Genomic DNA, 26,914 nt, shown 5'->3' on the forward strand with positions numbered 1-26,914 from the left:
CCCGCTCAATACATCACGCCTGATTAACTTCAACCTCTGCCGCTCTCGCCTCTTCCCTGCGTCTCTTTTCCGCTCACGTTACGAATCAGGATTGCATTTAATTTGTTATGTTATAACATATCATTTTTGACGTATAACGGTGATATGCCCGCATCATGACAGAGCCTCTCTCCACTAACCCCGTGCTGCTACAGCTTCACCATGTTTCCGTTGCCGACGCCAATCGCACGCCGAGGCTCCGCGATATTTCGCTGTCCATGCAGGCTGGAGAACGTTTGGCGCTGGTTGGGCCCAACGGCAGCGGCAAGTCCACACTGCTACGCGTGTTAACCAGCGAACTCGGCGCGACAACGGGGTACATCCAGTTGAACGGCCAGCCGTTGAACACACTCAGCCGCCATGAGCGAGCAAAGCGCATCGCGATTCTGGCGCAGAACGATGCACCGGATCTGCGTTTACGGGTCGCGGAATACGTCGCCTTAGGACGAATTCCACACCACGGATTCAGTACGCCTACGCACGATCGTCAGCTCATCGAAGAAGCGCTGGACGATACCGGCTTATTACCGCTGCGCCACCGCCTGCTGGGCACGCTCTCCGGTGGAGAACGTCAACGCGCCGCGCTGGCGCGTGCTTTTGCACAGACGCCACAGCTCCTGCTGCTGGATGAACCGACTAACCATCTCGATCCGTTAGCGCGTGCGCAGTTGCTGTCTCTTGTGCGGAAACGCGGTATTTCAACGCTGGCGGTGCTGCACGATCTGCCACTGATCACCCCCTTTGCCGACCGCGTCGCCGTTTTGCAGCAGGGAACGCTACTCCGCTGGGGAACGCCCGCACACGCGCTGAGCGCCGACTGTGTGAAATCAGTATTTGGGATGGAAAGCTTTACGGTGCCACATCCGCTAAATGGCTCGCCCATTCGCATCTTTGAAGCCCCTGAACTGCACTAAGGAATCATGATGAAAATAACGCTTCTGTCTGGACTGCTGGCATTGACGTCATGCTGGGCGCACGCGTCTGGTTTTCCGGTCACGGTCGACAGCTGTGGACAACCGCTCACCTTCACCCAGCCGCCGCAGCGAGCCGTTATCCATGACCTGAACATGACGGAAATGGCGTTTGCGCTTGGGCTGCAAAAAAATATCGTCGGGCTAACGGGGATCACCGGTTGGTATAAGGCGCCCCCCGACTTTATCAAGCAGCAGGGCACAATCCCTGAACTGGCAGCAAAATACCCGACGTTAGAAAACCTGCTGGCTGTACACCCGGATTTCTTCTTTGCTGGGTGGAACTACGGCATGAAAGTGGGCGGCGAAGTCACCCCGCAATCGCTGAAAAAATACGGCATTCAGACGCTGGTACTCAGCGAGAGCTGCGTGTTCACCGACCAACAGCAACAGCGTCCACGTGCCAGCATGGATTTGCTCTACGGCGACATGCTGAAACTGGGGAAAATTTTCGGTAAGCAGGAACAGGCCCAGGAACAGATTGACGGCTGGAAACAACAGATTGCCGAACTGCAAACCCGCATTGGCAATCAGCCAAAGCAGACGGTTTTTCTGTATGACTCCGCCGACGATAAACCGTTTACCAGCGGGAAATTCGCTATGCCAACCGCCATCATTGAAGCGGCAGGCGGAAAGAACGTAATGGACGATATGGCAACGAGCTGGGCTTCCACCTCGTGGGAAAGCGTAGCGGCACGCGAACCCGACTTTATCATTTTGCTGGATTACCAGACGGGCAACGGTGCGGATGCATTAAGGCGTTTTCTGGAATCACATCCGCTAATGAAATTTACCCCAGCCGTACAACAGCATCGCTATCTAAAGCTGCAATATGCGGAGCTCACGCCGGGACCAGCCAATATAACCGCCGTCGATAAACTGGCACACGCACTCTACCCGGATGCCTTTAAGTGAGCCCAACGTCTTCACGTTATGCCGCAACCCTCATTATCGCGCTGCTGATACTGGCTGGGCTGATGCTGTTAAATATTGCGGCAGGCAGCACAACGATTCCCCTTAAACAGGTCGCCAGCGTATTCGGGCTATCGTCGGCGGAGGCCTCGCCGATGACGTCACGTATCATTCTGGAGCTGCGTATTCCCCGCAGCCTTCTCGCAGCATTATGCGGCGCGGGGCTAGCGATGGTCGGTGCCTTTTTGCAAACGGCAACCCGCAACGATCTGGCCGACCCTTTTCTGTTCGGCCTGTCTGCTGGTGCATCAGCGGGTGCCGTCGCCGTGATCACCCGCTTTGGCGAGCAACTCGGTGACTGGGCACTGCCGATGGCAGCCTTCTGTGGCGGCATTTTATCGGCCGTCGCCGTAACGGTGTTGTTCCTGCTACAACAGGCGCGGGGCGCAGAGCGATTGATCATCTGCGGATTGGCGATCTCGTTTCTGTTTGGCGCCCTGACGAACTATTTGGTGTTTTCCGGCGATCAGCGAGCCGCCAGCTCGATTCTTTTCTGGTCGCTGGGCGGGCTGGGCCTTGCCCGTTGGGACACGCTACCGTTTGCAGTGTTCAGCGTTCTGCTACTATTCGGCCTCACTGCCCTGCGCTGGCGTGCGCTCGACGCTCTGCTGGCTGGCGGACAAACCGCAGCCTCAATGGGCGTTAATCTGTCCCGCGTACGGGTGGAAATTTTTATCTGCTGCGCGTTCGCCACGTCGCTGTTAGTCGCATTGACTGGCGTGATCGGTTTTATCGGCCTGATGATTCCCCATCTGGCTCGGCCGCTGAGCGGCGTACTGCACAAGAGGCTCCTGCCACTGACGGCCGTGCTGGGTGCGATGCTGCTGTGCGGCGGCGATTGGCTTAGCCGGCAGCTACTGGCTCCTCAGGAATTGCCCATTGGGATTATTACCGCGGGATTAGGCGGCGTCTTCGTTCTGGGGATGCTGGTAAAACGTCAGCAGGGACACTAACCCACCAAAAACGACAAAGGCACCTGTCGGTGCCTTTGTCGAAGGTTACTGTGCCAATGAGGCCAGTAAAACTTATTTTTTAGCGCCTGGTACGGAGAAACGCTTGTTGAAGCGGTCAACGCGACCACCGGTTGCAACATCACGTTGTTTGCCAGTGTAGAACGGGTGGCATTCGCCACAAACGTCCAGGTTCAGGTCACGACCCACAGTAGAATGGGTTTTGATCACGTTACCGCAAGAGCACGTTACAGTAACTGCAGAATAATTCGGGTGAATACCTTTTTTCATGGGAAACCTCTGTTAAGGCCGTGTCGCTATCCAGCCTTGTTCCGCCAGACACCACACGAAAGTTGAGTAAGTGAGTTCATTATGCGAACGGCACAAGCGTTTGCGCGAACAGCATAGTGGCGGCGGATCATACAGAATCTGATACCCCGATGCAATCGCATCCACACATTATCCCTCGCAGCATGTACACTAGCGCCTTGCCTTATTTTCTGCCTGCGTCGCGCACGATACAAACCAGCCGGTTATGTCGTGGGGCGCCGCGCCAATCCACGTCGACTATCACGGAGAGGTTATGTCTGTCGCTCAGGTCGCTTTGCCCGTGCCACTGGCACGTACATTCGATTATTTGCTACCCGCAGGAGGAATGACTCCGCAGGTCGGCGCACGCGTCAGCGTTTCCTTTGGTCACCGTAAAGCGATCGGCATTATTACCGCGCTGAGCGACACCAGCGAACTTCCGCTTGAGCAATTAAAACCCGTGCATGACGTGCTGGACGAACAGCCGCTGTTCCCGCCCAGCCTGTGGCGCATTCTGCTGTGGGCAGTCGAGTACTATCACTACCCGATTGGCGAAGTGCTGTTCCACGCGCTGCCGATCCTACTGCGTCAGGGAAAACCCGCACACCGCGCGCCGCTCTGGCAGTGGTTTGCCACCGAACAGGGCCGGGCGACGCCGCTCAGCACGCTCAAGCGCGCCGCGAAACAGCAGCAGGCGCTGGCGGCCTTACTTCAGTCGCCGCTTTATCGCCATCAGGTCAGCGAAATCGGGCTAACAGAGACAGCGTTGCAGGCGCTACGTAGCAAAGGGCTGTGCGAATTACAGGCCGCAGAGCAAATGCCTCACGACTGGCGTCAGAGTTTTAGTCTGGCAACCGACCGCCTGCGCCTGAATACCGAACAGGCCACCGCCGTCGGTGCAATTCGCAGCGAAGATAACCACTTTGCCGCCTGGTTACTCGCAGGCATCACCGGTTCGGGCAAAACCGAAGTCTATCTCAGCGTGCTGGAAAACGTACTGTCACAGGGCAAACAGGCGCTGGTATTAGTGCCGGAAATTGGCCTGACGCCGCAAACGATCGCCCGCTTTCGCGAACGGTTTAACGCTCCGGTGGATGTGTTGCACTCGGCACTCAACGACAGCGAGCGCCTCGCCGTCTGGCTACGCGCTCGCAGTGGTGAAGCCGCCATCATCATCGGAACGCGGTCAGCGTTATTTACCCCGTTTGCCCGCTTGGGGCTGATCGTGATCGATGAAGAGCACGATAGTTCCTACAAACAGCAGGAAGGCTGGCGCTACCACGCCCGTGATTTGGCGGTCTTTCGCGCCAGAGAAGAAGACATTCCCATCGTCATGGGGACGGCAACGCCCGCGCTGGAAACGCTGTATAACGTCCAGATTGGCAAATATCGGCGCTTGAATCTCACTAAAAGAGCGGGCAATGCCGCGCTAGCCAAACAGCACGTCATCGATCTGAAAGGACTGCCGCTGACTGCCGGGTTATCCCAGCCGTTGATTACCCGCATCCGCCATCATCTGACGAACGATAATCAGGTTATTTTGTTCCTCAATCGGCGCGGATTCGCCCCCGTGGTGATGTGCCACGAGTGCGGCTGGATTGCTGAGTGTCAGCGCTGCGATCACTACTATACCTACCACCAGCATCAGAAGATGTTGCGCTGCCACCACTGCGACAGCCAGCGTCCGGTTCCACAACAGTGCCCCGGTTGCGGCTCGACCCATATGGTGCCCGTCGGTCTGGGAACCGAGCAGTTGGAACAAAGCCTTGCGCCAATCTTTCCAGATGTCCCGATCACCCGCATCGACCGTGATACCACCAGCCGTAAAGGCGCGCTTGAACAACAGCTCTCGCAGGTCAGGCAGGGAGGTGCTCGTCTTCTCATCGGCACACAGATGTTGGCGAAAGGGCATCATTTCCCCGACGTAACGCTGGTCGCCTTACTGGACGTAGATGGTTCGCTGTTCTCTGCCGACTTCCGCGCAGCCGAACGTTTTGCCCAGCTCTATACTCAGGTGGCAGGTCGCGCAGGACGTGCAGGCAAAGCAGGCGAAGTCGCGCTGCAAACGCATCACCCGGAACATCCGCTATTACAAACGCTGCTGCAACAGGGCTACGATGCCTTTGCCAGTCAGGCACTGACCGAACGAAAAAGCGTTTTTCTGCCGCCGTTTACCAGCCATATCCTCTTCCGCGCTGACGATCACGATAATCAGCAGGCCGCATTATTCCTCCAGCAATTGCGTAATTTGCTGGAGGCGAGCCCATTGAGAGATGAATCACTCTGGCTGCTGGGCCCGGTCCCCGCTTTACAGCCAAAACGTGCGGGGCGCTTCCGCTGGCAGCTTTTGCTACAGCACCCTTCCAGAGCACTATTGCAGAAACTGGTCAGAACGTCGCTCACGCTGATCGGCACGCTGCCGCAGGCGCGTAAAGTGAAATGGATACTGGATGTCGACCCCACGGACGGTTAGCGTTTCCTGTTAGCTAAGTTTGAGTTTCTTGCCATGCATTTTTTGCGAGCGCCGTCGAGAACACGACATTCATCACACTTCCTGTGCAAATTAAGCAACAAAACCTGCGTGCAATCTGTTATCACTGTTTGCCCAGGCAGTATGCTGAGGCCTGGTCGTGTAGTGATGAACCGTGCCACTCAGTCGGCATACCGCGCCGAAAAGCGTTATCCGTCATCATAGAAGCGTCAGCAGACAGGAGCGTTCTGCTGACAGTCAGCGCCAGTTAACGCTGACGTAAGGAGAAAAGCGTTGAAGCAGAAGAAAGGCGTCACCACGGCGACGATGAAAGACGTGGCGGATGAGGCGGGTGTTTCCACCGCCACCGTATCCCGAACGTTAATGAACCCAGAGAAAGTCTCTGCGACCACCCGCAGGAAGGTCGAGCAGGCTGTCATCGCCGTTGGCTATTCGCCCCACGCGCTCAACAGGAATCTCAAGCGTAACGAATCGCGTACGATCCTGACGATCGTCCCAGATATCTGCGATCCCTATTTTTCCGAAATATTTCGCGGGATCGAGGAAACGGCAGCTGAACACGGCTATCTGGTGTTGATTGGCGATTGCGCTCACCAACATCAAAAAGAAAAAACCTTCGTCGACCTGATTATTACCAAGCAGATCGATGGAATGCTGTTACTCGGTTCCAACCTACCGTTTGACGCAGGCCAGGAAGAGCAGCGTAATCTGCCGCCGATGGTGATGGCCAATGAGTTCTCACCGGATCTGGCGCTGCCAACCGTGCATATCGATAACCTGACCGCCGCCTTTGAAGCCGTACATTATCTTTATCAGGCGGGTCATCAGCGTATTGCCTGCATTGCCGGCCCGGAGCACATGCATCTGAGCCAATATCGTTTGCAGGGGTACATTCAGGCTTTGCGCCGCAACGGGATTCTGATCGATAACCAGTACATCTTTCGGGGTGATTTCACCTATGAAACCGGGATTAACGGCCTGATTGCGCTAATGCAACATCCGCAGCCGCCCAGCGCGATCTTCTGTCACAGCGACCTCATGGCACTGGGCGTGCTGGCGCAGGCCAGAAAGATGGGGCTGGACATCCCACGCGATCTCTCCATTATTGGTTTCGATGATATCGAACAGGCGCAATACAGTTGGCCTCCGCTGACGTCTGTCGCTCAGCCACGTTATCAGATCGGACGTGAGGCAATGCTGCTACTCTTAGAGCAGTTGCAAGGTAACACGGTACAAAGCGGTTCCCGTCTATTGTCCAGTGAGCTGGTCATACGCGACAGCGTCGCCGCACCGAATTACGCCCGTAACAGGCTTTAAGACTTCAGGTGCTGGTCAAATATTTGAGGGTTCAGTAACATGACCCCCTAATTATATTATTTATCTATCAATTCACAGCGAAACGACAGTGGCACAAAGAGACTACGTGAGCCGGGGACGTTCATCAGGAACGCGCCGGAAAACGACAAATAGCCGAAAAAAAGGCAAGGCTTCAGGTGCATCCAAAACGATGATCGCACTCGCTGTTGCCGTTTTGGTCACCTTCGCGGGCGGTCTGTACTTTATCGCCCATAATAAACCCGACGATTCCCCCGTCCTCCCGCATCAGAATGCGGGCAAAGGTAACGGGCTGCCACCCAAGCCGGAAGAACGCTGGCGCTACATCAAAGAGCTGGAAAACCGCCAGTTGGGTGTCACGACGCCAACGGAACCTTCCGCAGGTGGTGAGATTCAGTCGCCAGTGCAGTTGACGGATGAACAGCGCCAACTGCTCGAACAGATGCAGTCTGATATGCGTCGTCAGCCAACACAGCTTTCCGAAGTGCCGTATAACGACCAGACGCAGGTTCCGCGCTCTCAGGTGGCAATTAAGCCGCCGACCCAATCGATGCAGCCGCCGCCTGTCGTGACGACGCAGCCGACCACGCGTACCCCCGCGATCGCGCAAACGACGCCGGTTGTACCGAGACAAGAAGCACCAAAACAGGAAGCGCCGAAGCAACAGCCAGTCAAACAGCCTGAAGCGCCAAAAGCCGAGAAAACCCAGCGTTGGGCGATTCAGTGCGGCTCCTTCAAAACCATGGATCCTGCCGAATCGGTAAGAGCACAGTTGGCGTTTGCCGGTATCGAAAGCCGCATCACCTCTAACGGCGGCTGGAACCGTATTATGCTTGGGCCTTATAACAACCGTGCTGCCGCAGATAGCATGATCCAACGTCTTAAGGGCGCGGGTGCATCAAACTGTATTCCTCTTGCTAGCGGGGGTTGAAAAACCCCACGCCTTCCCCCATCTATAACAGCAATGTGCCCCGAATCATGCGGGGATCTTTTCCTTCAAACGGGGACTGACTCGTGACAACAATTGTAAGCGTACGCCGCAACGGCCAGGTGGTCATTGGCGGTGATGGACAAGCCACTCTGGGCAACACCGTGATGAAAGGCAACGTACGTAAAGTACGTCGTCTCTACCATGACCGCGTCATCGCCGGTTTCGCAGGCGGCACGGCGGATGCCTTTACCCTTTTTGAGCTTTTTGAGCGCAAGCTGGAATTGCACCAGGGTCATCTGGTGAAAGCTGCCGTCGAACTGGCGAAAGACTGGCGTACCGACCGTATGCTACGCAAACTGGAAGCCTTGCTAGCCGTCGCGGACGAAAATGCCTCGCTGATCATTACCGGTAATGGCGATGTCGTACAGCCTGAAAACGATCTGATCGCGATTGGTTCCGGTGGTCCTTATGCACAGGCTGCCGCGCGTGCTTTGCTGGAAAACACCGAGCTGGGGTGCGCGTGATATCGTCGAAAAATCTTTGGGGATTGCTGGCGACATCTGTATCTATACCAACCAGTTCCACACGATAGAAGAATTAGCCTCCAAGGCGTAAGGATCAACTATGTCTGAAATGACCCCGCGCGAGATAGTCAGCGAACTCGACAGCTATATCATCGGCCAGCATAAAGCGAAACGTGCCGTTTCCATCGCGCTGCGTAACCGCTGGCGCCGTATGCAGTTGGACGAAGCACTTCGTCATGAAGTGACGCCTAAAAACATTCTCATGATCGGCCCGACTGGCGTAGGTAAAACCGAAATCGCCCGTCGTCTGGCGAAGCTTGCCAATGCGCCATTCATCAAAGTGGAAGCAACCAAATTCACCGAAGTGGGCTATGTCGGTAAAGAAGTTGACTCCATCATCCGCGATCTGACGGATTCCGCGATCAAAATGGTGCGTCTCCAGTCCATCGAAAAAAACCGTTTTCGTGCGGAAGAGATGGCGGAAGACCGTATTCTGGACGTGCTGATTCCCCCCGCGAAGAACAACTGGGGGCAGTCAGAAAGCACGCAGGAGCCTTCCGCCGCACGTCAGGCATTCCGCAAGAAACTGCGTGAAGGCCAGTTGGATGACAAAGAGATCGAGATCGATCTGGCTGCCGCCCCTGTTGGCGTAGAGATCATGGCACCACCAGGCATGGAAGAAATGACCAACCAGCTCCAGTCCATGTTCCAGAATCTGGCAGGACAAAAGCAGAAAGCCCGTAAGGTCAAAATCAAAGACGCCTTCAAGCTGCTGATAGAAGAAGAAGCCGCCAAGCTGGTGAACCCGGAAGAGCTGAAACAGCAGGCGATTGAAGCCGTTGAGCAGCACGGTATCGTGTTCATCGATGAGATCGACAAAATCTGTAAGCGTGGCGAAAGCTCCGGCCCGGATGTTTCCCGTGAAGGCGTTCAGCGCGACCTGCTGCCGCTGGTCGAAGGCTGCACCGTGTCCACCAAGCATGGCATGGTCAAAACTGACCACATCTTGTTTATCGCGTCCGGTGCGTTCCAGGTAGCCAGCCCGTCCGATCTGATTCCTGAATTGCAGGGACGTCTTCCGATTCGCGTAGAGTTGCAGGCGCTGACGACGGAAGATTTCGAGCGTATCCTGACGGAACCGAGCGCCTCGCTGACCGAGCAGTACAAAGCGCTGATGGCGACGGAAGGCGTGGACATTTCGTTCACCGCCGATGGTATCCGCCGTATTGCCGAAGCGGCCTGGCAGGTCAACGAAAGCACCGAAAATATCGGCGCGCGCCGTTTGCATACCGTGATGGAGCGTCTGATCGAAGACGTTTCTTACGACGCCAGCGAAATGAACGGTCAAAGTGTTACCATTGACGCAGATTACGTACGTAATCATCTGGATGAATTAGTAGCAGATGAAGATCTGAGTCGATTTATCTTATAATCCGTTTTCGCGGATCGCACGATTAAGGATAAAGTGGGAGGCGTTGGCCTCCCACTTTTGTTTCTGACGCCGCCATCACTGACTTTTCTTGTTTATAAACGGATGATTCACGCAATTGAATCATCAATAAAAATTGAAGCACACCATGACTTTATCGACCCATAGCAGCAAAACCAAAGCCTGGCTGGATAGCCTTCGTCCAAAGACGTTGCCATTAGCTTTTGCGTCCATCGTCACTGGCTCGGCGATTGCGAGCTGGCATAGCAGCTTTAAACCGGGCGTAGCATTACTGGCGTTGTTGACCGCCGGACTGCTGCAAATCCTTTCCAATCTGGCGAACGACTATGGGGATGCGATAAAAGGCAGCGACACCGAGGAACGTATCGGGCCGTTGCGCGGCATTCAGACCGGGGTGATTACGCTGGCGCAACTGCGCAATGCGCTAATTGTGACCGTGGCGCTCACTATCATTTCCGGTGTGAGTCTGGTAATTCTGGCGTGTGAAAAGCCCGCGGATATCTTTGGTTTCCTGATTCTGGGGCTACTGGCGATTTTTGCCGCCATCACCTACACCGTCGGCAACAAACCCTATGGCTATATCGGGCTCGGCGATATCTCGGTACTCATCTTTTTCGGCTGGCTCAGCGTCGCAGGGTCGTATTACCTGCAAACCGGCCACTTCGACAGCATCGTCATGTTACCTGCAACGGCCTGTGGCCTGCTGGCAACGGCGGTATTGAACATCAACAATCTGCGCGATATCGACAACGATCGTATCAGCGGTAAAAACACGCTGGCGGTGCGTCTGGGGGCAGAAAAAGCGCGTTTCTACCACACGATGCTGCTGTTACTGGCACCCGTTTGTCTCGGTCTGTTTGCGACGTTTTATTTGCACAGCCTGGCAGGCTGGCTCTTTATCCTCGCGCTCCCGTTGCTGATTAAGCAGGCACGGTATGTGTTGCGTGAAAGCAGCGCATTCAGTATGCGTCCGATGCTGGAAAAAACAGTAAAAGGCGCACTGCTGACCAACATTCTGTTCGCCGTTGGCGTGATATTGAGTTAGTGCGGGTAGAGTTATCGCAGGCAAAAAGCAGTGCGTATTTACTGATACGCATCAAGTTAACATTTGATGATTTTGCCAACAGCCGCCAGAAAGGGATATACTCATGATTCCGGCGGCAAACAGACGTTAATCCTATGAAATACGATACTTCCGAACTGTGCGATATCTACCACGAAGAGGTGAATGTTGTTGAGCCTCTGTTCTCTAATTTTGGCGGGCGTACTTCATTTGGTGGCAAAATCACCACGGTGAAATGTTTTGAAGATAACGGCCTGCTGTTCGATCTCCTTGAAGAGAACGGCCTCGGGCGCGTGCTTCTGATCGATGGCGGGGGCTCAGTGCGCCGCGCATTGATCAACGCGGAAATCGCCCGGTTGGCGACGCAAAACGAGTGGGAAGGCATTGTCGTTTATGGCGCAGTGCGTCAGGTTGATGATTTGGCTGAGCTGGATATCGGTATTCAGGCGATGGCGGCCATTCCGGTCGGCGCGAGTAGCGAAGGCATCGGCGAGAGCGATATTCGCGTCAACTTCGGTGGCGTCACCTTCTTCTCCGGTGACCATCTGTATGCCGATAATACCGGTATTATTTTGGCGGAAGACCCGCTGGATATTGAATAGTATCGTTGAATTCCCGCGTTTTTATTGCGGTGACATCAGCACAAAAAAGGGCGATAGACGCCCTTTTTTATTTGGCTCAATCGATAAGCCGTTCCTTCGTCTGAGCCAGCAAGTCCGATTAGACTTCTTCCATTTTGCCTAACAGCGCGCGCAGGCGTTCTTGCCACACGACTTGCTCTTCTTTCAATTGCTCGTTCTCGCGCACCAGCGCTTCACGTGAACCCGCTGCCGCCTGAACATCCTGCGACAGTGCGTTGTTCTGCTCTTTCAGCTCTTCAATTTCCATTTGCAACAGCGTGATGGTATCAATCGCCTGCTGAACTTTCGCTTCCAGCTTTTCAAACACTTCAAATGACATTCTTCAAACCCCTTTTAATCGCAACAAGGCAAAGATCGGTTAACGCTGGCTTTCGGACTCTGTAACCAACACCCAACGGTGTCGCCATCCGCCCGTAAACATAATCCTGACCATGGGACGGCTGACAAGACAGACCATAGCGAAATTGTATGTAGCCAACCGCCACCTGTCTAGCGCACATCCCCCACTACGCGAGTGTGGCAGCTTTTCTTACGTAACACTATCAGTAGAAACTGAAAAACAGGCAGTACAAACGGAAAAACGAGCGGCGCAAACTGAAAGTCCCTCTGTTCGCTTACCCATGCCAGCTATTGTGTTAATAAATTTAACCTGAGCGTTACTATCAACCTTGGGCAAAAAACCACCGCAAGTCATTTTATAAGCGAATACGCTCATTTTTTTGACGTGCAACACACATTTTAATTTCGATATTTCTCGTTTTCGAGCATTAACGATAAATTCACATCATAAATACATTTAAAACAGAGGATGCCTCAAGACGGTATCCTTAGACTGACCACTCTGTACGTTACCCAGCAGGAAAAAAATATGAGCCAAGCAGAACGTTCAACGCTAAAAGGCCAGTGCATCGCCGAATTTCTCGGCACTGGCCTGCTGATTTTCTTCGGTGTCGGCTGCGTCGCCGCCCTGAAACTGGCGGGAGCCAGCTTCGGACAGTGGGAGATCAGCATCATTTGGGGTCTGGGGGTTGCGATGGCAATCTACCTGACTGCCGCCATTTCTGGTGCACACCTCAACCCAGCCGTCACTATTGCACTGTGGCTGTTTGCCTGCTTCGATGGGCGTAAGGTTGTCCCTTACATTCTGGCGCAGATTGCAGGGGCATTTTGTGCCGCCGCACTGGTCTACGGCCTGTATCACAATCTGTTTGTGGATTTTGAACAAACCAACAATATGGTTCGTGGTAGCACGGAGAGCCTGGATCTCGCGGGCATTTTCTCAACCTATCCGAATCCGCACATTTCCGTTATACAGGCGCTGCTGGTTGAGACTGTCATCACCGCCATCCTGATGTGTCTAATTCTGGCGCTGACCGATGATGGTAACGGTATCCCACGCGGGCCACTCGCTCCCCTGCTGATCGGTATTTTGATTGCCGTCATCGGTGCATCCATGGGGCCACTGACCGGCTTCGCCCTTAACCCGGCACGTGATTTTGGTCCTAAGCTGTTTGCTTTCCTGGCAGGCTGGGGCAACGTGGCCTTTACTGGCGCACGCGACATTCCTTACTTTCTGGTTCCTATCTTCGGCCCCATTATCGGTGCCTGTCTGGGTGCCTTCGGTTATCGCGCACTCATTGGCCGTAATCTGCCATGCGATGTCTGCGAAGCCGAGGCAGAAGCTACCACGCGTCGTGAAAGCCGTTAAACTTAACGCCACGACCATCCTATTTCACGGTTAATCATTACAGGATTGGATTTATGAACCCGGAAAAAAAATACATTGTCGCGCTCGACCAGGGCACAACCAGCTCACGCGCCATCGTACTGGATCACGATGCCAATATCGTTAGCGTTTCGCAGCGTGAATTCACCCAGATCTACCCCAAAGCAGGCTGGGTAGAACATGACCCGATGGAGATTTGGGCATCGCAAAGCTCCACGCTGGTCGAAGTGCTGGCTAAAGCCGACATCAGCTCGGATGAAGTCGCGGGCATTGGTATCACCAACCAGCGTGAAACCACCGTCGTATGGGAAAAAGAGAGCGGCAAGCCGATTTATAACGCCATCGTCTGGCAGTGTCGTCGTACCGCTGAAATCTGCGAAAAGCTGAAGAAAGACGGTCTGGAAGAGTATGTTCGCAATACCACCGGGCTGGTGGTCGACCCTTACTTCTCCGGCACCAAAGTGAAGTGGATTCTGGATCACGTTGAAGGCTCTCGTGAACGCGCCAAACGTGGCGAGCTGCTGTTTGGTACGATTGATACCTGGCTGATTTGGAAAATGACGCAGGGGCGTGTTCACGTCACGGATTACACCAACGCCTCCCGTACCATGTTGTTTAATATTCACACGCTGGAGTGGGATACCCGCATGCTGGAAGCGCTGGATATCCCGCGCGAGATGCTGCCGGAAGTCCGTGCCTCTTCAGAAGTCTACGGCCAGACCAACATTGGCGGTAAAGGCGGCACGCGTATTCCTATCGCGGGTATCGCAGGTGACCAACAGGCGGCGCTGTACGGCCAGCTTTGCGTCAATCCTGGCATGGCGAAAAACACCTACGGCACGGGCTGCTTCCTGCTGATGAATACCGGTAAAGAGGCGGTGCTGTCCAAACACGGCCTGCTGACCACTATCGCCTGCGGCCCACGTGGCGAAGTGAATTACGCGCTGGAAGGCTCGGTGTTCGTTGGTGGTGCATCCATCCAATGGCTACGTGACGAGCTGAAACTGATCGGCGACTCAATGGACTCCGAATACTTTGCAACAAAAGTGAAGGACAGCAACGGCGTCTACGTCGTACCCGCTTTCACCGGCTTGGGCGCGCCTTATTGGGACCCGTATGCCCGTGGCGCGATCTTCGGCCTGACCCGTGGCGTGAATGCGAACCACATTATTCGTGCCACGCTGGAATCCATCGCTTTCCAGACCCGTGACGTACTCGATGCTATGCAGGCGGATGCGGATACGCGCCTGAAAGCGCTGCGTGTCGACGGTGGCGCGGTCGCCAACAACTTCCTGATGCAGTTCCAGTCCGATATCCTCGGTACGCGCGTGGAACGTCCAGAAGTGCGTGAGTCCACCGCGTTGGGTGCCGCTTTCCTCGCTGGCCTTGCTACTGGCTTCTGGAACGATCTGGATGAAGTGAAGAGTAAAGCGACTATCGAGCGTGAATTCCGCCCCAGCATCGAAACGGTAGAACGCAACGTTCGCTACAGCGGCTGGCAGAAAGCGGTTGCCCGTGCCCGTAACTGGGAAGAGCACGACGCCTAACCCATCCACGAATACATCAACAACGGGCGCGCCTGTCGCGCCCGTTTTTTCATCTCGCTCAACCGCCCCTCCCCCGTTGTGATAAAATCCCCGCCCATATCTTTTCTTTTCCCGATCGACAACAGACAGGTATTTATGAAACGTGAATTAGCTATTGAGTTCTCACGCGTCACCGAAGCAGCCGCGCTGGCAGGCTATAAGTGGTTAGGGCGTGGCGACAAGAACGCTGCCGACAATGCCGCCGTACAGGCGATGCGCATCATGCTGAATCAGGTCAATATCAACGGTCAGATTGTCATCGGCGAAGGGGAAATCGACGAAGCGCCCATGCTGTTCATCGGTGAACAGGTCGGTACCGGTCAGGGCGATGCCGTAGACATCGCCGTCGATCCGATTGAAGGCACGCGGATGACGGCAATGGGTCAGGCGAATGCGCTGGCTGTACTGGCCGTCGGCGAAAAAGGCGCGTTTCTGCACGCGCCAGATATGTACATGGAAAAGCTGATCGTCGGCCCAGAGGCGAAAGGATCGATTGACCTCAACCTGCCGCTGGCGGACAACCTGCGCAATGTCGCACTGAAGTTGGGCAAGCCGCTCAGCCAGTTAACCGTGACAACGCTGGCTAAACCGCGCCATGATGCCTGCATCGCAGAAATGCAGCAGTTGGGCGTGAAAGTGTTCGCCATTCCAGACGGCGACGTCGCCGCATCCATTCTCACCTGCATGCCGGACAGCGAAGTTGACGTGCTGTACGGCATCGGCGGCGCCCCCGAAGGCGTGATTTCTGCGGCCGTTATCCGCGCACTCGACGGTGACATGCAAGGACGTTTATTGGCACGTCATGAAGTCAAAGGCGATAGCGCTGAAAACCGTCGCATCGGTGAAGACGAGCTGGCACGCTGTCGACAAATGGGCATCGAAGCTGGAGGCGTCCTCAAGCTGGATGACATGGCACGCAACGACAACGTCATTTTCTCCGCGACTGGCATCACCAAAGGTGATTTGCTGGACGGGATCGCCCGTAAAGGCAATATGGCCACCACAGAAACGCTGCTGATCCGCGGTAAATCCCGCACGATCCGTCGAATTAAATCGACGCATTATCTGGATCGCAAGGATCGCACGCTGCACGAATTCCTGCTGTAGCAGGACACTGCCCAACTGACTGATTGTTTCACAGTTGTTAATAAATGGCGTATCTTAGATGCACGACTTACATGCACAAATAGCGGCATCTGACCGCCAGTAATAGGAGCAAGAAAGTATGGCTGAATGGGTGACAGGCAAAGTGATTCAGGTGGAAAACTGGACAGAAAGTCTGTTTAGCATTCGGGTTCACGCGCCCGCCGATGCATTCACTGCCGGGCAATATGGCAAACTGGCGCTGGAGATTGATGGCGAGAAAGTGCAACGCGCGTATTCCTACGTGAATGCGCCCAGCGATCCCACCCTTGAGTTCTATCTGGTGACGGTACCAGAAGGCAAACTCAGCCCGCATCTGCATGCGCTGCAACCCGGTTCAGACGTCATGATCGTCAAAGAAGCTGCCGGCTTTTTCGTGCTGGAAGAAGTGCCTGATTGTGAAACGCTGTGGATGCTGGCAACCGGCACGGGCATTGGCCCTTACCTGTCGATTCTTCAGGAAGGCAAGGATTTGGAGCGTTTTAAGAACATCGTGCTGGTCCACGCCGCCCGATTCTCACGCGATCTGAGCTATCTGCCGCTGATGCAGCAATTACAGCAGCGCTACCACGGTCAACTGCGTATTCAAACGGTAGTCAGCCGGGAAGAAGAAACGGGCTCGCTGACGGGCCGCATTCCTACGTTGATCAGCAACGGTACGCTGGAAGCCGCTGTGGGCTTGCCGATGGATGCAGCAACCAGCCACGTCATGCTGTGCGGTAACCCGCAGATGGTGCGTGATACGCAGCTGTTGCTGAAAGAAGAGCGTCAAATGACCAAACACCTGCGCCGCAGACCCGGTCATATGACGGCCGAAAACTATTGGTAAACGGCAACGCGTTGTTAATTAGCGGCGGAAGCGAAACGGCTCCGCCGCTGCTCCAAACCGGTTTTCCCCTTTTGTGCCCAGAAAAACACCGCAGTCTAGCAGCGTCATCACGACAATCAGGATCGGCAAGAAGCGGCCAATGCCCCACTGCCAGACGGACGAAAACATCGTCCAGTTCCCCGAGGCCAACATCCACGCCACCACTAACAACAGCGCCCACCAGCCGCTCTTATCACGATCATGCAGCCGTTTCACCATAATCGCCGCCGTCGGCCACAGCAATACCACCAAACCAAACGCCGTCGATTGCGTATCCAGCCAGCTTTGGCCGGATAGCGTAAACAACACCGCCATCAATGCGACCCAAATCGCCATCCAAAGCCAGAAATCACGGCGACCGACTCGGCCTTTAAACGAGAAGCACCACTGCTGTAATGTCATTAACGATAACGTCCTGAATTGTCGGCCTGTCTAGCCACATTAATCTGTATTTTTGTTCCAGCTGATTTTACCTTAATCCCGGTATTTACCCGCAACCTTTACGCGATTTTTGACAGTCACGTACTGTTTTTTGACAACGACGTACAAATGCCGCTTTAATCAAACGTATTCTGCCGTTATCGGCCTGGACATCTTTTGAAGTGGCTGACCCGAATCCCTATGACACGAAAACGCATCGCTTCACTTTTGGTTCTATCATCACTGGTGCTGTACCAGACTCACGCGGGAGCCGATCCAACATTCCCGCCCAAACCTTCAGCCAATGCGCCGTATCTGCTGGCTGGTGCCCCCACCTTCGATCAAACCATCACGCAGTTCCGTTCTCGCTACAATCTGAGCAACCCTACGCTGCCGATCGGTGAATTTCGGGTTGTCGACACCGGTAATATCACCAGCATGTTGACTCGCGCAGCCAGCCGGATCAACGACCACCTCTATGCCTCAACCGCACTGGAGAAAGGCACTGGGAAAATCAAAACGCTGCAAATTACCTGGCTACCGCAGTTGCAGAGTGAACAAGAAACCGCAGTGCGTCGTAAGCAAGCCCTCGACTACATGGCTGCGCTTGCGCGCACGTTCGCACCGTCACTGACGGAAGAACAGAGTGTGAAAAAAGTCACCGGGCTGCTGGAAAAAGGCAAAGGACAACGCTTTTATCAGCAAACGGAAGGGGCCTTACGTTATGTGGTTGCAGATGAGGGTGAAAAAGGGCTAACTTTTGCTGTTGAACCGATTAAGCTAACGCTATCTGAACCGTGATCAACGCGGTAATTCATGACGAAAAACAGAGCCACGATCACATTTCGTCTCTATACTGTGGGCAGATCATATTGCCTGACGGCAGTAAAATTTATGCGTAGATTCATTAACACCTTGATTTATTAACATATTGACTCATTCGCGATTCCGGCTGGAGGAAAAAAGATGCGACATCCATTAGTTATGGGTAACTGGAAGCTGAACGGCAGCACTCACATGGTCAACGAACTGATCGCGGGTCTGCGTAAAGAGCTCAGCACCGTTGACGGCTGTGGCGTAGCGATTGCACCACCTGCTCTCTATCTCGATCAGGCTAATCACCAACTGGCAGGCAGCCGCATTGCGCTGGGCGCGCAGAACGTAGACGTAAACCTTTCCGGTGCTTTCACTGGCGAAACCTCTGCCGAGATGCTGAAAGACATCGGTGCGAAATACATTATCATCGGCCACTCTGAGCGCCGCACCTACCACAAAGAAAGCGATGAATTCATTGCGAAGAAATTTGGCGTGCTGAAAGACGCGGGCCTGATTCCGGTGCTGTGCATTGGCGAAACTGAAGCAGAAAACGAAGCGGGTCAGACGGAAGCCGTCTGTGCACGTCAGCTGGACGCCGTGCTGAATACGCTGGGCGCGAAAGCATTTGAAAACACCGTTGTTGCCTACGAACCCGTATGGGCTATCGGTACGGGTAAATCCGCCACCCCTGCGCAAGCACAAGCTGTTCACAAATTTATCCGTGACCACATTGCCAAGCAAGATGCTGCCGTTGCTGAACAAGTGATCATCCAGTACGGCGGTTCAGTGAATGCGGCGAATGCGGCAGAGCTGTTCACCCAGCCGGACATCGACGGCGCGCTGGTTGGCGGTGCTTCACTGAAAGCTGACGCCTTTGCTGTCATCGTGAAAGCAGCAGCCGACGCGAAACGCGGCTAAGCGTTTATCGAAAACGGACGGACGAAGGTTCGTCTAGTAAAAATCCACCTCTTGAAGAGGTGGCTTTAAGTGGGGCCCCCTAGAAGGGGGCCTTGTCCGTTTTAATCCTGCAATAACTCCATTTGCTGTTCGTATTCTTGGTCTTTCTTATCCTGATGCCTCACGTAACGTCTGATAATTTCTTCGTTCACTCCCACCGTGTCCGCAAAGTATCCTCTAGCCCAAAAGTGATTGCCCCACAGTTTCTTTCTTATATGCGGGAATTTATTGTAGAGACGAATTGCCGTGCGCCCTTTCAGGACGCCCATTAGCGTTGAAATTGAGAGTTTCGGTGGAACCATCACGACAAGATGAACATGGTCTGGTTGAACATTTAGTTCCAATATCTCGCAATCTTTCATATTGCAAAGTATGTAAATCGAACGGTAAAGCTCTTTCCCTACTGTGCCCGTTAAAATCTTGTAGCGATATTTTGGGGTCCAAACCAAGTGGTATTTGCAACGCCAAAACACATGTGCTGAACTTCTATAACTGCTCATGTCAGTGATTTCCTTCTTACTTGTGGTGAGTAAGCTGGAATTTTCTGGCATGGGCTTCCTTCAGGCTATAGCCTCACAGGGACAATCACCACCTCCCGAGGAGGTGGTTTAAGGCTGACAATCAAAAAGCCGGTTCACGCTGTCGCGCCAACCGGCTTTTTTTATAGCGAGCAAAATACTCGCCCTCTTCTTTTCAGCAGTCGGCTAACCGCGCAACGCTTACTTCGCCGCAGGGATTTGCTGAGTAATGCAGTGAATATTTCCCCCACCCAGCAGGATTTCCCGCGCAGGCACGCCGCTAATCACGTAGCCGGGGAACATCTGTTGCAGCAGATCGCGTGCAACGTCATCCGTCTTCTCATCCAGCAGCGGGAAAATGATTTGCTGGTTACTGATCAAGAAATTCACATAAGAACCCGCCAGACGCGAACCGGCAAGGCGTTCAACCGCATCGCCACTCTCCACGCCAAGCGCTTCCTCTTTGGTTGCATAGAGCGGGCCAGGGGCAGGCAATTTCCAGATTTTTAGCTCACGACCTTGTGCATCCCGCGCTGCCGACAGCACTTCATAGGCGGCGACGGAGCGTGCATACTGCGGATCGTTTTCGTCATCCGTCCAGTGCAGCGCCACTTCACCGGGGCGCACGAAACAACACATGTTATCGATATGCCCGTCGGTTTCGTCGTTGTACACGCCCTCTTCCAGCCAGATAACCGTCGAAATGCTGAGGTAATCACGCATTAGCTGTTCGATTTCCGCTTTACTCAAATGCGGGTTACGGTTCGGATTGAGCAAGCATTCCGCCGTGGTCAGCAAGGTGCCTTCACCATCGACATGGATCGAGCCGCCTTCCAAAATCAGCGGTGCGGCATAACGAGCAGCCTGATGATAGTCCAGCACCTGTGCCGCCACTTTCTCATCCTGACGCCAGTCTTCATACAGACCGCCCAGTTCGCCGCCCCAGGCGTTGAACTGCCAGTCGATACCCCGACGCTCACCCGCCTGATTCAGCACGATGGTTGGCCCGGTGTCGCGCATCCAGGCGTCGTCGCTTTCCATTTCCACCAGCGTGACGTTCACCGGCATCACTTGTTGCGCATCCGCCATGTAGCGTGCAGGCACGCCCATGATAACCGGCGTGTTCTGGGCGATGGCTTCCGCCACGCGCGCGAACGTTTTCTGCGCCGGAACGCCCTGTTCGCGCCAGTTGTCGGTACGATACGGCCAAATCATCCACACGGCATCATGCGGTGCCCATTCGGCGGGCATCGTAAAGCCATCCTGTTGCGGCGTGGTGAGCTGAGGAGTCGCTAACTGTGACATCACTTATCTCCAGGTCTTGCCGTCAGAGGTGGCAATCGTGCCGTACATTTCCGGACGACGGTCGCGGAACAGACCCCATGACGCACGCTGTGCTGCAATGGCTTCCAAATCAAATTCATGCACCAGAATCGCTTCGTCCGTCTTATTGGCCTGTGCCAGCAGCGCACCCGTTTGGTCGGCAATGAAGGACGAGCCGTAGAACGTCATTTCCAGACCGTCGATGTATTTGCTGGCTTCTGTACCGATACGGTTGGATGCGATTACCGGCACCAGATTCGCGGCGGCGTGACCTTGCTGAACGCGGGTCCAGTGCGGCTGGCTGTCGATGTCTGGGTAAGCGGGTTCAGAACCAATCGCGGTCGGATAGAAAATCAGCTCTGCGCCCTGCAATGCCAGGCTGCGTGCAGTTTCTGGGAACCACTGATCCCAGCAAATGCCCACGCCGATTTTTGCGTAGCGCGTCTGCCAGACTTTAAAACCAGTATCGCCCGGAATGAAGAATTGCTTCTCCTGATACGCCGGACCATTCGGAATATGCGTTTTGCGATAAACGTCCAGCACGGCGCCGTCCGCGTCAATCATCACTAGCGAGTTGTAATAGGCGTTATTGGCACGCTCAAAGAAGCTCAACGGCAACACCACGTTCAGCTCCGCCGCCAGTGCGGAAAAATGCTTAATCAGCGGGCTGGTTTCCAGCTCCTGCGCCAGCGCATAGTGCTCCGGGCTCTGATCGATACAGAAATACGGTGCGGCAAACAGTTCCTGAATCAGGATCACCTGTGCGCCTTTTGCATGCGCTTGTCGCACCAGTTTTTCGGCGTTTTCAATATTCTTCGGCAGATCCCAAGAACACGCCATTTGTGTTGCGGCAACGGTAACTTTTTTCATGCGAAAACCTCAGTAATAACGATATATACCCGCCCTTTCTCACCGGCGAGTATCGGCAAATAAGTGTTTCTCTCGATCACGATTATGTATCGGCGCTAACCAGCGCGGTCTTAACGAGTGTCTACTCTAAATAATTCAAGTTTCAGGCAGGCGGCAAGAGAAGGACAAATTCGTCGGGAACGAATTTGACCAGCCAAAGGCTGGCCTCCGGTGAGAGACAGGATGTCTCTCATTTCATCCCGATGAGCTTACTCAAGTAAGTGATTCGGGTGAGTGAACGCAGCCAACGTACATGCAACTTGAAGTATGACGAGTATAGGCCAACACACCTGCGCATACCCAATAGGAATATCCTGTTAAGGTATTGACCGAAAATGACATGCGCATTATGCCAGTTAATCACAGCACTTCACTATGCTGAAAATGCATGATCTCGCGTGACGGGCAGAAAAGAAAAACCGCCTTTTCACGGCGGTTTCTATCGATGATCAAGATTGAGAAGAAAGCGGTAGGTAGCAGCATCAGGCCGCAACAGCATCCGCCTGATGTAAAGCCTGACTGACCGCTTGCCGCTGCTCCAATAGCGTTGGGCTGGTGCGGTCGCGAGGATAGGTCAGCGTCACAGGTAGAATCGCGCTAATCCGGCCGGGTCGGGGCGACATCACCACCACTCTATCCGCCAGAAAAACGGCCTCTTCCACATCGTGCGTCACCAGCAGAATCGTCAAATCCGTTTGCTGGCGAATCTCTGCCAGACGTTCCTGCAACTGCTGTTTAGTCAGCGCATCCAGCGCGCCGAAAGGTTCATCCAGCAAGAGAATGCGCGGCGTCGATACCAGCCCACGAGCGATCGCCACACGCTGTGCCATTCCGCCCGACAGCTGATGCGGCCACGCGTCGGCAAAGCCTTCCAGCCCCATCATCTGGAGATAGTGTGCAATACGGCGCGTCACTTCCGCAGGAGAAAGCGCGAGGTTGAGCATACCGAGGCGAATATTGTCCGTCACGGTGAGCCACGGAAACAGGCGTGGCTCCTGAAACACCAGACTGACATCGTCGGGAATACCGCGCACAGGTCGATCGCCAATCAGAATGCGCCCACGTTCCGTGGTATCAATTCCGGCCGCCAAACGCAGCAGCGTCGATTTACCACAGCCGCTGGCACCGATGACCGCAACCAGTTCACCGGCATGCAGCGACAGATCGATATCCTGTAACACCGTCAGCGGTGCGCCGTTGACGGTAAAATGTTTGGTAATGTGCTGAAAATGCAGGGACATAGATTCTCCGTTAACGGTCACGCAAAGCGCCAGCGGGTCAGCCGCCGTTCAGACAAGGTAATCAATCGGGAAAATAGCGCGGCCACTGCGGCAATCAGCACCACGCCCGCCATGATGCGGTCAGACTCAAGCAACTGCTGGGCACGAATCATCATGCCGCCCAGCCCCTCGCCCGACGGCATAAAGTATTCTGCGCCAATCGCGCCCGTCCACGCATGCATCAGCGCCAGCCGTAGACCGGAAAACAGCGGTGGCAAGACGCTGGGCAGTATCAGCGTGCGCAGCGTCTGCACTGGCGTCAGACGCAGAACCTGCGCCACTTCCCATAGCGCAGGCGGAAGCTGGGCAATCCCCTGACGGGTTGCCAGCATCACAGGGAAAAACGCCGCCACGGCGATAAAGACGATTTTGGCGCTCTCTCCTAAACCAAACCAGGCCGTGATCAGCGGCAGCCAGGCAAATAGCGCCACACAGCGCAGCGCGGACAGCGCCGGATTAAACAGCCTGTCGGCGATACGCCAGCCGCCGAGCAATGCACCGACCAGCACGCCGATCGCACTTCCCAACATAAAGCCTTGTAGCGCACGCAACAGGCTGGCCTGGAGATCGGCCAACAGCGCGCCCTGAGCCAACCCCGTCCACAGTGCGTCTATCACGCTGCTTGGTGAGGGAAGAAAAGCCACATTAATCCACTCGTGTACGCTGCTAACCTGCCACAGCGCAGCCAGTACCACTGGCGCTAACCACGGCGTCAGCGACAGGCTCGGCAACGCAGTGCTCAGGCTATCGCGCCCCAACACCGGCGCAGGCCAGTGGATCCAGCGACGTTCCAGCTTCAACAGCACGCGTTCTCCGGCAAAGCCCAGTATTCCAATAATCAAAATGCAGACAAACACCAGGTCGAGCATGAACAGCTGGCGGCTTTGCACCAGCAGATAGCCCAGCCCTTCGCTGGATGCGAGCAACTCGACCGCAATCAAGGCGACCCATCCGGTAGAAAACGCCAACCGAATGCCCGTCATCACATAAGGCAGCATCGCAGGCAGAATCAGATAACGCAGGAAGGCGGTGGGGGGTAAACGCAGGCTACGCGCCATTTCATGCAACTTTTGCGGTGTCTGTTGGATACCCGCGCAGGTATAAAGCGTTACTGGCACCGTTACCGATTTCACCAGCACCACCAGTTTCAGTGCTTCGCCAATACCCAGCGACAGCATCAAAAGCGGGATCCAAGCCAGCGTCGGGATCTGCGCGATGACAGTGAAGAGCGGCATAAACAGCGCATTCAGCCGTCGATTCAGACCGAACAGGCTGCCGAGCACCAGACCCAGCGCGATCCCACCGCTAAAACCAATCACCAGCCGTATCAGGCTGATAGGCAACTGGTGAATCAGCTCTTCGGGGATAAAAGCCCGCGCGCTATCGATGACGGCCAGCGGCGAAGGCAGAATCTGTTCAGACATCCATCCGTGGCGACTGGCCAGCCACCAGCCAGCGAGCACCAGCAGCGGCACGACGAGCGACACGATCAATGACATGACCAATGCGGAATATCCCGCCGATAGCGTGGCGGTCAGCAAAACATCGGGGGCGGAGCGTATCCGCAACGGGTATTTAGGCATCATGATCGTCGGTATCCGGCTACGTTATTTTTGCGTTAGCAGGGATAGGCGGGTAATCCCCGCCTGCTCGACATCGGCCAGCAGCGCGGCAACCTCGCCGTAATTCGCCTCTTTGTCCGCCTGCACCTGCACCACCAGATCCGCGTTACTCGCTTTAGCCTGTTGCAAGCGCGGCACCAGTTGTTCGCGTGCCAGATTCTCTTTATTGATGAACACACGCTGCTCGCCATCAATGCTGATCACCACCGGATCGGCGCGATCGGCCGGTGCCACCGCCGACGTTTTCGGGAGCTGAATCGGAATGGCATTGGTCAACATCGGTGCAGTAACAATAAACACCACCAGCAGCACTAGCATGACATCCACGAGCGGCGTGATATTCATTTCACTCATGACGTTTTCATCATTACGCGAGGTAAATGCCATATCAGACCACCTCTCTCAGGTTCTTCACGGAGAAAGCGGTGGCCGATGGCTCCGCGCTGGTATGAAACGTGCTGACATGAAAATCGTTCGCCTGCATCACGCTGTAAACGTCATGGGCAAAGTCGTCCATATCTGCGACGGCCAACTTGAGGCGGCGCAAAAAGTAGTTGTAGATCAGCACCGCAGGAACCGCGACGGCGATCCCAATTCCGGTGGCAATCAACGCATTGCCAATCGGCCCCGCAACGGTGTCGAGACTGGCAGAACCCGAAAGCCCAATCTCCTGCAACGCCGCCATAATCCCCCAGACGGTGCCAAACAGGCCGATAAACGGCGACGTGCTGCCGATACTGGCCAGAACCGCCAGCCCGCTTTCCAGCGAACGGCGTTCACGCTGAATCTGCTGTTGCAGCGCCCGCTCAACCCGATCGGGCAGATGACTATTCAGCGCAAGCTGCCCACTAATCCGCTCCGGTGCTTTGATGGCAGCCAGCGCCAAATTGGCCAGTGAACCGGGCTGTTTTGCACTGGTTTCTGGCGTCTGACTGACGTCATCCTGCTGCCAGAAGGCGGCGCGAAAACGTCGGTCGCGCCGCTGCGCCCGCCCGTATTGGACGAATTTCAATAGCCCCAGCCCCCAGGTGACGAGAGAAAACAGCAGCAGCAACAAGATCACCGCGCCTTCCGCAGAAAAGAGTTCAATGTGTCCGAGCGTCATAACCAATACCTCATGAATTTAGCGAAAAATCGACGGGAACCACCACCCAGCCGCTAACCGACTGACTGCCACGGCGCGCCGGAACGAAAGACCAGCGCCGCACCGTGTCTCTGGCGGCATCGTCCAGCGAGGGATAACCGCTTGATTGATGGATCCGAATGGTTTGCACCTTGCCGTCGGCACGCACCTGCACGTTCAGCAGCACGGTGCCTTCATAACCACGGCTAATCGCCACGTCGGGATAAGACGGTGCGGGATTGTGCAGGTAATCAGCATTCGCGAGCGGCGGCGTCAACGGCGCATCAACGGGCTGTGCGACGGCCTTTTGCGCCACCGGAGCAGGTGTTATCGGGGCCGTTGCCGATGCGGCTTCCGCCTGAGGTTTCGGCGTCGGCGCGGGCGGGTTCTTTTTCACCGCAACCTTTTTCGGCACGGGTTGAGGCTTTTTCTCAGGTTCTTTTTTCTCCGGCACTGGCGGCACCAGCGCGTTGTTATCCACCGGCTTGTCGACAGGAGGCGGAGCGAGTTCCGGCGGTGGCGTTATGACGTCAGGCTCAATAGGTTCAGGTTCGACAGGCTGGGCTTGCAGCACCGGTTCAGCAGCAGCCGCAACCAGCTCGACGCTGACAGGCTGTGGCCGGGCAGGCACCGTAACGGGCGGTGTCGATGTACTGTTGAATAACGCCAGCACCGCCGCGTGCAATAGCAACGTCGCTATCACTGCCAGCCAGCGTTCCGGTCGAGACGAAACCGTCGTATTCAACGTCGGCAAGCGCGGCTGCACGACGCCGCTCACCCGGCTGGCGTGCGGAGTCGGCTCCGGTGAATAAGACCGGGATCCTGACGCCGCTCCCGCATAGAGTAATTCCGTCATGGTAAGTGCTCCTGACCGTGTTTATTTATACCCGTCATACTTCAAATTGCAGGCGTCATGGATAGATGACCTGAAATAGCGGTGGAATAAT

Annotated in this window: 26 protein-coding genes and 1 pseudogene; 16 read left to right on the forward strand and 11 right to left on the reverse strand. The window is 55.1% G+C overall.

Annotated features, from left to right (window positions below):
• The first annotated feature begins 155 nt into the window (after positions 1-155).
• The 3 genes from KKH3_RS19025 to KKH3_RS19035 are packed head-to-tail and all read left to right on the forward strand — an operon-like array spanning position 156 to position 2,935.
• Positions 156-953: an ABC transporter ATP-binding protein gene (locus tag KKH3_RS19025; RefSeq protein ID WP_039363325.1), complete on the forward strand. Its 798-nt coding sequence runs from the start codon at positions 156-158 to the stop codon at positions 951-953.
• A gap of 9 nt (positions 954-962) precedes the next feature.
• Complete coding sequence (locus tag KKH3_RS19030) at positions 963-1,925, forward strand: ABC transporter substrate-binding protein (protein ID WP_039363327.1); 963 nt, start codon at positions 963-965, stop codon at positions 1,923-1,925.
• Positions 1,922-2,935, forward strand: a complete 1,014-nt coding sequence (locus tag KKH3_RS19035; protein WP_039363331.1) for a FecCD family ABC transporter permease — start codon at positions 1,922-1,924, stop codon at positions 2,933-2,935. The genes KKH3_RS19030 and KKH3_RS19035 overlap by 4 nt, the downstream gene beginning before the upstream one ends.
• A gap of 72 nt (positions 2,936-3,007) precedes the next feature.
• On the opposite strand, the gene rpmE is transcribed toward KKH3_RS19035, so the two are convergent.
• A complete protein-coding gene (gene rpmE / locus KKH3_RS19040; protein WP_010281510.1) occupies positions 3,008-3,223 on the reverse strand; it encodes a 50S ribosomal protein L31 in 216 nt (71 codons plus the stop codon).
• A gap of 292 nt (positions 3,224-3,515) precedes the next feature.
• On the opposite strand from rpmE, the gene priA reads away from it, so the two are divergent.
• The 7 genes and pseudogenes from priA to rraA all read left to right on the forward strand — a co-directional run bounded on the left by priA (position 3,516) and on the right by rraA (position 11,637).
• Positions 3,516-5,714: a primosomal protein N' gene (gene priA, locus KKH3_RS19045; RefSeq protein ID WP_039363333.1), complete on the forward strand. Its 2,199-nt coding sequence runs from the start codon at positions 3,516-3,518 to the stop codon at positions 5,712-5,714.
• A gap of 291 nt (positions 5,715-6,005) precedes the next feature.
• Positions 6,006-7,049 (forward strand): DNA-binding transcriptional regulator CytR, encoded by a 1,044-nt coding sequence (gene cytR / locus KKH3_RS19050; RefSeq protein ID WP_039363341.1) that lies wholly within the window; start codon positions 6,006-6,008, stop codon positions 7,047-7,049.
• 88 nt (positions 7,050-7,137) lie between these two features.
• Positions 7,138-7,998: a cell division protein FtsN gene (gene ftsN, locus KKH3_RS19055; RefSeq protein ID WP_072034572.1), complete on the forward strand. Its 861-nt coding sequence runs from the start codon at positions 7,138-7,140 to the stop codon at positions 7,996-7,998.
• 83 nt (positions 7,999-8,081) lie between these two features.
• Positions 8,082-8,613, forward strand: a pseudogene (hslV, locus tag KKH3_RS19060) (ATP-dependent protease subunit HslV).
• Between the two features lie 9 nt (positions 8,614-8,622).
• The gene (gene hslU / locus KKH3_RS19065) at positions 8,623-9,954 is read left to right on the forward strand and encodes an ATP-dependent protease ATPase subunit HslU (protein WP_039363346.1); all 1,332 of its coding nucleotides are present in this window, start codon (positions 8,623-8,625) and stop codon (positions 9,952-9,954) included.
• 145 nt (positions 9,955-10,099) lie between these two features.
• Complete coding sequence (locus KKH3_RS19070) at positions 10,100-11,017, forward strand: 1,4-dihydroxy-2-naphthoate polyprenyltransferase (RefSeq protein ID WP_039363349.1); 918 nt, start codon at positions 10,100-10,102, stop codon at positions 11,015-11,017.
• 134 nt (positions 11,018-11,151) lie between these two features.
• Positions 11,152-11,637, forward strand: coding sequence for a ribonuclease E activity regulator RraA (gene rraA / locus KKH3_RS19075; protein WP_039350159.1), 486 nt, complete (start codon positions 11,152-11,154; stop codon positions 11,635-11,637).
• Positions 11,638-11,755: 118 nt separating this feature from the next.
• Here the strand turns inward: rraA and zapB are convergent, their stop codons facing one another.
• The gene (gene zapB / locus KKH3_RS19080) at positions 11,756-11,995 is read right to left on the reverse strand and encodes a septal ring assembly protein ZapB (protein WP_010281529.1); all 240 of its coding nucleotides are present in this window, start codon (positions 11,993-11,995) and stop codon (positions 11,756-11,758) included.
• A 549-nt stretch (positions 11,996-12,544) separates the two neighbouring features.
• On the opposite strand from zapB, the gene KKH3_RS19085 reads away from it, so the two are divergent.
• The 4 genes from KKH3_RS19085 (at position 12,545) to fpr (ending at position 16,960) form a co-directional block, all read left to right on the forward strand.
• Positions 12,545-13,384, forward strand: a complete 840-nt coding sequence (locus tag KKH3_RS19085) for an MIP/aquaporin family protein (RefSeq protein ID WP_039363351.1) — start codon at positions 12,545-12,547, stop codon at positions 13,382-13,384.
• A gap of 53 nt (positions 13,385-13,437) precedes the next feature.
• Positions 13,438-14,949, forward strand: a complete 1,512-nt coding sequence (gene glpK / locus KKH3_RS19090; protein ID WP_039363355.1) for a glycerol kinase GlpK — start codon at positions 13,438-13,440, stop codon at positions 14,947-14,949.
• A gap of 135 nt (positions 14,950-15,084) precedes the next feature.
• Positions 15,085-16,095, forward strand: a complete 1,011-nt coding sequence (glpX, locus tag KKH3_RS19095) for a class II fructose-bisphosphatase (RefSeq protein ID WP_039363358.1) — start codon at positions 15,085-15,087, stop codon at positions 16,093-16,095.
• A 118-nt stretch (positions 16,096-16,213) separates the two neighbouring features.
• The gene (fpr, locus tag KKH3_RS19100; protein ID WP_039363360.1) at positions 16,214-16,960 is read left to right on the forward strand and encodes a ferredoxin--NADP(+) reductase; all 747 of its coding nucleotides are present in this window, start codon (positions 16,214-16,216) and stop codon (positions 16,958-16,960) included.
• A gap of 18 nt (positions 16,961-16,978) precedes the next feature.
• Here fpr and KKH3_RS19105 read toward each other — a convergent pair whose 3' ends face one another.
• Positions 16,979-17,401 carry a DUF805 domain-containing protein gene (locus KKH3_RS19105; protein ID WP_039363363.1) on the reverse strand — a complete coding sequence of 141 codons (423 nt, stop codon included), beginning with the start codon at positions 17,399-17,401 and terminating at the stop codon, positions 16,979-16,981.
• Between the two features lie 219 nt (positions 17,402-17,620).
• Between KKH3_RS19105 and KKH3_RS19110 the strand changes: the two genes are divergently transcribed.
• Together KKH3_RS19110 and tpiA are read left to right on the forward strand one after the other, a co-directional pair.
• A complete protein-coding gene (locus KKH3_RS19110) occupies positions 17,621-18,220 on the forward strand; it encodes a YiiQ family protein (protein ID WP_039363366.1) in 600 nt (199 codons plus the stop codon).
• Positions 18,221-18,385: 165 nt separating this feature from the next.
• Positions 18,386-19,153 (forward strand): triose-phosphate isomerase, encoded by a 768-nt coding sequence (gene tpiA / locus KKH3_RS19115; RefSeq protein ID WP_039363369.1) that lies wholly within the window; start codon positions 18,386-18,388, stop codon positions 19,151-19,153.
• 101 nt (positions 19,154-19,254) lie between these two features.
• Here the strand turns inward: tpiA and tnpA are convergent, their stop codons facing one another.
• The 8 genes from tnpA to KKH3_RS19155 all read right to left on the reverse strand — a co-directional run bounded on the left by tnpA (position 19,255) and on the right by KKH3_RS19155 (position 26,823).
• Positions 19,255-19,692 (reverse strand): IS200/IS605 family transposase, encoded by a 438-nt coding sequence (gene tnpA / locus KKH3_RS19120; protein ID WP_039281630.1) that lies wholly within the window; start codon positions 19,690-19,692, stop codon positions 19,255-19,257.
• A gap of 219 nt (positions 19,693-19,911) precedes the next feature.
• Positions 19,912-21,015 carry an agmatine deiminase gene (gene aguA, locus KKH3_RS19125; protein ID WP_039363371.1) on the reverse strand — a complete coding sequence of 368 codons (1,104 nt, stop codon included), beginning with the start codon at positions 21,013-21,015 and terminating at the stop codon, positions 19,912-19,914.
• Positions 21,016-21,018: 3 nt separating this feature from the next.
• On the reverse strand, positions 21,019-21,903 hold the full coding sequence (aguB, locus tag KKH3_RS19130; RefSeq protein WP_039363374.1) for an N-carbamoylputrescine amidase: 885 nt from the start codon (positions 21,901-21,903) through the stop codon (positions 21,019-21,021).
• Positions 21,904-22,424: 521 nt separating this feature from the next.
• Positions 22,425-23,183: an ABC transporter ATP-binding protein gene (locus KKH3_RS19135; RefSeq protein WP_039363377.1), complete on the reverse strand. Its 759-nt coding sequence runs from the start codon at positions 23,181-23,183 to the stop codon at positions 22,425-22,427.
• Positions 23,184-23,200: 17 nt separating this feature from the next.
• Complete coding sequence (locus KKH3_RS19140; RefSeq protein ID WP_039363380.1) at positions 23,201-24,808, reverse strand: ABC transporter permease; 1,608 nt, start codon at positions 24,806-24,808, stop codon at positions 23,201-23,203.
• A 21-nt stretch (positions 24,809-24,829) separates the two neighbouring features.
• Positions 24,830-25,231, reverse strand: coding sequence for an ExbD/TolR family protein (locus KKH3_RS19145; RefSeq protein WP_039363383.1), 402 nt, complete (start codon positions 25,229-25,231; stop codon positions 24,830-24,832).
• Position 25,232: 1 nt separating this feature from the next.
• Positions 25,233-25,949 carry a MotA/TolQ/ExbB proton channel family protein gene (locus tag KKH3_RS19150; protein ID WP_039363386.1) on the reverse strand — a complete coding sequence of 239 codons (717 nt, stop codon included), beginning with the start codon at positions 25,947-25,949 and terminating at the stop codon, positions 25,233-25,235.
• Positions 25,950-25,959: 10 nt separating this feature from the next.
• Positions 25,960-26,823 carry an energy transducer TonB gene (locus KKH3_RS19155; protein WP_039363389.1) on the reverse strand — a complete coding sequence of 288 codons (864 nt, stop codon included), beginning with the start codon at positions 26,821-26,823 and terminating at the stop codon, positions 25,960-25,962.
• Between the last annotated feature and the right edge of the window lie 91 nt (positions 26,824-26,914).

It is taken from the genome of Pectobacterium actinidiae (assembly GCF_000803315.1).
GTDB lineage: Bacteria > Pseudomonadota > Gammaproteobacteria > Enterobacterales > Enterobacteriaceae > Pectobacterium > Pectobacterium actinidiae.